This is a genomic window from Kitasatospora sp. NPDC001527, from assembly GCF_040298605.1.
In the GTDB taxonomy this organism is placed as follows: domain Bacteria; phylum Actinomycetota; class Actinomycetes; order Streptomycetales; family Streptomycetaceae; genus Kitasatospora.
The window spans coordinates 1-5,690 of the sequence record NZ_JBEPAM010000104.1 but is presented as its reverse complement, the minus strand read 5'-3'; the positions used below and the strand labels follow the sequence as shown (position 1 = coordinate 5,690).

General features: G+C 74.2%; 1 protein-coding gene. It reads left to right on the top strand.

The window, feature by feature from the left end; genetic code table 11:
- On the top strand, nt 1–5,690 hold a 5,690-nt coding region (locus ABT238_RS38415; RefSeq protein WP_350807228.1), incomplete at both ends, for a non-ribosomal peptide synthetase.

Below are 5,690 nucleotides of genomic sequence, written 5' to 3'. Positions count from 1 at the left end.
GAGCCAGACGCCCACCGCCTTCCGCTCCCTGGTCGCGGCCGCCGGCGAGGGCGACCCGCGCGTGGACCGGCTCGCCCTGCGGCACGTCGTCTTCGCGGGCGAGAAGCTGGAACTGCGCGAACTGCGGCCGTGGACCGACCGGCTGGGCCTCGAACGGCCCGCCCTGGTCAACATGTACGGCATCACCGAGACCACCGTGCACACCACGTTCCACCGGGTCGTCGAGGCCGACCTGCAGGCGGCCGGCAACCCGATCGGCGTGCCGCTCGCCGACCTGCGGATCCACCTCCTGGACGCGGCGGGCGAGTTGCTGCCCGTCGGCGTGCCGGGGGAGATCCACGTCGCCGGTCCCGGCGTGGCCCGCGGTTACCTGGAGCGGCCCGCGCTGACCGCCGAGCGCTTCGTGCCGGACCCGTTCGGTCCGGCCGGCTCCCGCCTGTACCGCAGCGGCGACCTCGCCCGGCGCCGCCCCGACGGCACCCTGGAGTACCTGGGCCGCATCGACCACCAGGTGAAGATCCGCGGCTACCGCGTCGAACTCGGCGAGATCGAGGCCGCGCTGGCCGCCCACCCGGTGGTCCGCGAGGCGGTCGTCGACGTCCGCGAGGACACCCCCGGCGACAAGCGGCTGGTGGCCTACCTGGTGCCGGTCGCGGGCGAGCGCGCCCCCGGCGCCGACCAGCTGCGCGAACTCCTCGGCCGCGACCTGCCCGAGTACATGATCCCCGTCGCGTTCGTCGGCCTCGACGCCCTGCCGCTCACCACCAACGGCAAGCTGGACCGGCGCGCCCTCCCCGCACCGGGCACCGAGTCCTTCCTGAGCAGCGTCTACGTCGGCCCCCGCACCCCCGTCGAGGAGCGGGTGGCCGCGGTGTGGGCCACCGCGCTCGAGGTCGAGCGGGTCGGCGTCCACGACAGCTTCTTCGACCTGGGCGGCGACTCGATCCGCGCCGTCGCGCTGGTCGGCGCGCTGCGCGCCGAGGGCTTCGACCTGGCGGTGCGCGACGTCTTCGACCGGCGCACCGTGTCCGAGCTGTGCGAACTGCTCACCGGCCGGCCCGCGCTGGCCGACGGGGCGCAGACCTTCGTCAAGCCCTTCGAGCTGATCGCCGCCGAGGACCGCGAGCGGATGCCCGACGGGATCGTCGACGCCTACCCGCTCTCCCAGATCCAGACCGGCATGGTCATCGAGATGCTGGCCGATGAGGGCCAGAACAACTACCACAACGTCTCGTCGTTCCGGATCCGCGACGACAAGCCGTTCTCCGCCCCCGCCTTCGAGGAGGCGGTCAGGACCCTGGTGGCCCGCCACGAGGTGCTGCGCACCTCCCTGCACCTGGCCGACTACTCGGTGCCGATGCAGCTCGTGCACGCGCGGGCCACCGCCGTCGTCGGCGTGCAGGACCTCACCCGGCTGGACGACGAGAGCGCCGAGGCGCGGCTGCGGGAGTTCGTCGCCCGCGAGCGCGCCACGCTGTTCGACCTGGCCACGCCCTCGCTGATGCGCTTCCACGCCCACCCCACCGCCGGCGGCGGACTGTGGATCTCCGCCACCGAGTGCCACCCGATCCTGGAGGGCTGGAGCCATCACTCGATGCTGATGGAGCTCCTCGGGTGCTACCGGGCGATCCGCGACGGCGACGGGCCGGGCGAGTACGAGGCGCCGGAGGTGCGCTTCGCGGACTCCATCGCCGCCGAACTCACCTCGCTCGCCTCGGCGGAGGACCGCGCCCACTGGGCGGGCGTCGTCGAGGGCTACACCAGGTTCACGCTGCCCGAGGGCTGGGGCGAGGACCAGGACACCCCGCGCCGGGCCCACCACGTGATGGTCCCCTGGGGCGACCTGGAGCCGGGGCTGCGCGCCCTGGCGGCCCGGGCCAGGGCCTCCCTGAAGAGCGTGATGATCGCCGCCCACGCCAAGGTCATGAGCCAGCTCACCGACGCCCCGGCGTTCCACACCGGCCTCGTCTACGACGTGCGCCCCGAGGTGCTCGGCGCCGACCACGTCTACGGCATGTACCTCAACACCCTGCCGTTCCCCGTCGACCGCTCCGCCGCCACCTGGCTCGACCTGGTGCGCCAGGTCTTCGCCCGCGAGGTCGCGTCGTGGGCGCACCGCAGGCTCCCGCTGCCGACCGTCCAGCGCGAACTCGCCGGCGGGCAGCGCCTGATCGACGTGTTCTTCAACTACCAGGACTTCCGGCAGGTCGACGCGGAACTCGTCGACGCCGCGGTGGGCATCGACGAGAGCCCCACCGAGTTCCCGCTGACCGTGTCCTCGCGGAACAAGCACGTCTTCCTGACCGCCGACTCCTGGTCGCTCAGCCTCGCCAACGCCGAGCGCGTCGGCGCCATGTACCGGGCGGTCCTCGAAGCGATGGCCGCCGACCCCGGCGCGGACGCCCGGGTGACCTTCGTCGCGCCGGACGAGCGGGAGCACCTGCTCGGCGCGTGGGCGGTCAACCCCGGCGAGCCGGTCACGCGGACCGTGCCCGAGCTGTTCGAGGAGCAGGCGGCGCTGACCCCGGACGCCGTCGCCGTCCGCTTCGGCGCGACCCGGGTGACCTACGCCGAGCTGGAGGCCCGCGCCAACCGCTACGCCCACCACCTGCGCTCGCTCGGCGCCGGCCGCGAGTCCGTCGTCGGTGTCCTGCTGGACCGCGGTGTCGACCTGGTCGCGGCGCTGCTCGGCGTCTGGAAGGCCGGGGCCGCCTACCTGCCGATGGACCCGGGCCTGCCCGCCGACCGCGTCGCCCACATCCTGTCCGACGCGCGCGCGGTCGCCGTCGTCACCCACACCGGCTACGAGGACCTGCTCCCGGCGACCGCGGCCACCCGCCGCCTGCTGACCGACCGGGACGGCTCCGCGGTCGCGGGCTGGCCGAAGACGGCCCCGGCCCGGACCACCGGCGTCGACGAACTCGCCTACGTGATCTACACCTCCGGTTCGACCGGCCTGCCCAAGGGCGTCCAGGTGCCGCACCGCGGCCTCGTCAACCACGTGCGCTGGGCCGTGGCGGAACTCGCGGCCGCGGGCACCACCGGCGCGCCGCTGTTCTCCTCCGTCGCCTTCGACCTCGTGGTCCCCAACCTGTGGGCGCCGCTGCTCGCCGGACAGGCCGTCCACCTGCTGCCCCAGGACCTCGACCTCGGACGCCTCGGCGAGGCCCTGGCCGAGGCCGGGCCCTACAGCTTCATCAAGCTGACCCCCGCCCACCTGGAGGTGCTGATCCACCAGCTGGCCCCGGAGCAGGCCGCCGCCCTCGCCCCCGTCCTGGTGGTCGCGGGTGAGGCGCTGACCCGGCGGGTCGTGCGGGCCTGGCGGGAGCTGGCCCCGGGGACCCGGCTGGTGAACGAGTACGGGCCGACCGAGGCCTCGGTGGGCACGTGCGTCTTCCCGGTGCCCCGGGACACCGCGGCCGAGGTGATGCCGATCGGGCGGCCGCTGCCGAACATGACGATGTACGTCCTCGACGACCGGATGCAGCCGCTGCCCGTGGGCGTCCCCGGCGAGCTCCACGTGGGCGGCGAGGGCGTGGCCCGCGGCTACCTCGACCGGGCCGTGCTGACCGCCGAGCGCTTCGTGCCGAACCCGTTCGGCCCCGCCGGCTCCCGCCTCTACCGCACCGGTGACGTGGTGCGCACGCTGCCGGGCGGCGACGTCGAGTTCCTCGGCCGCAGCGACGGCCAGGTGAAGATCCGCGGCTACCGCATCGAGCTCGGCGAGATCGAGGCCGCGCTGGTCGAGGACGAGCGGGTCGCGGACGCCCGGGTCCTGTCGCGCGAGGACACCCCCGGCGACAAGCGGCTCGTGGCGTACATCGTGCCCGCCGGCGACCGGGCCCCGACGCCCCAGGCGCTGCGGGAGGTCCTGGTCCGGACCCTGCCCGACTACATGGTGCCGTCGGCGTTCGTCGAGATCGGGGCGGTGCCGCTGACGGCGAACGGCAAGCTGGACCGCGCCGCGCTCCCGGCGCCGGGCGAGGACTCCTTCGCCGGCAGCCGCTCCGTGGCGCCGCGCACCCCGCTGGAGGAGCGGGTGGCGGCGGTGTGGGGCCGGGTGCTGGGGATCGAGCGGGTCGGTGTGCTGGACGGGTTCTTCGATCTGGGCGGCGACTCGATCCGGGCGGTGGCGCTGATCGGCGCGCTGCGGGCCGAGGGCCTGGACGTGTCGGTGCGCGACGTGTTCGAGCGGCGGACGGTCGCCGGTCTCGCGGAGTCGCTGACCGGCCGGTCGGCGCTGACGGCCGCCGCCGAGGTGTTCGTCGAGCCGTTCGCGCTGGTGTCCGCGGAGGACCGGGAGCGGCTGCCGGAGGGGCTGGACGACGCCTATCCGCTGTCGCGGATCCAGACCGGCATGCTCGTCGAGACCCTGGCCGACGAGGCCGTGAACAACTACCACAACGTGAACGTCTACCGGGTGCGCGACGACCGCCCCGTGGACCGCGAGGCGTTCGACGCGGCGGTCCGGGAGGTCGTGGCCCGCCACGACGTCCTGCGCACCTCCGTGCACCTGAGCGGGTTCTCGGTGCCGTTCCAGCTCGTCCACTCGGACGTCGACGTCCCCACCGGCGTGCGCGACCTCGGCGACCTGGACGAGGAGGCGCAGCGCCGGGCCATGACCGCGTTCGTGGCCGCCGAGCGGGCCGACGCCTTCGACCTGTCCGCGTCCCGGCCGCTGCTGCGCGTCGTCGCGCACCAGCTCGGCGGCGACGCGTGGCTGTGCACCTTCACGCAGAACCACGCCGTCATGGACGGCTGGAGCAACCAGCTGTTCCTGGTGGACCTCGTGGCCTGCTACCGGCGGATCCGGGACGGCCTGGACGCCGGGCCCGCCGAGGCGCCGCGGGTGCGCTTCGCCGACACGGTCGCCGCCGAACTCAAGGCCCTCGACTCCGCGGAGGACCGCGCCTACTGGCAGGGCCTGGTCGCGGAGCACGCCAAGTTCACGCTCCCCGCCGACTGGCACGGTGACCTGAGCCGGCCCGCCGAGGTGGTGCGGGCGGGTGTGCGCTTCGCCGACCTGGAGGACGGGCTGCGCGCCCTGGCCAGGACCGCCGGCGTCTCGCCGAAGAGCGTCCTGACCGCCGCCCACGTCAAGGTCATGAGCCAGCTCACCGACGAGCCCGCCTTCCACACCGGGCTGGTCACCCACTGCCGGCCGGAGGCGGAGGGCGCCGAGCGGATCTACGGCACCTTCCTCAACACGCTGCCCTTCCCCGCCGACCGGACCGCCGCGACCTGGCGCGACCTGGTCCGGCAGGTGTCCGACCGGGAGATCGAGGCGTGGCCGCACCGGCACTTCCCGATGCCGGAGATCCCGCACACCGGCGGGCAGCGCCTGATCGACGTCTTCTTCGGCTACCTGGACTTCCACGCGATGGACTCCGAGGTCGCCGAGGACGGCTGGGGCTTCAACGACGCCCCGAACGAGTTCGCCCTCACCATCACCTCGCTCTCCGGGGTCCTCAGCCTGCGCAGCACCACCCACACGCTGAGCCGGTCCAACGCCGAGCGGATCGCCGGGATGTTCCGTGCGGTGCTGGAGGCGATGGCGGCCGACCCGGACGGTGACGCCCGGGAGGTGTACCTGCCCGCCGGTGAGCGGGAGTGGTTGCTGGCGGCGGGTGGTGAGGGGTCCGTCGCGGCGGATCCGCGGGTCGTGCACGAGGTGTTCGAGGCGCGGGTGG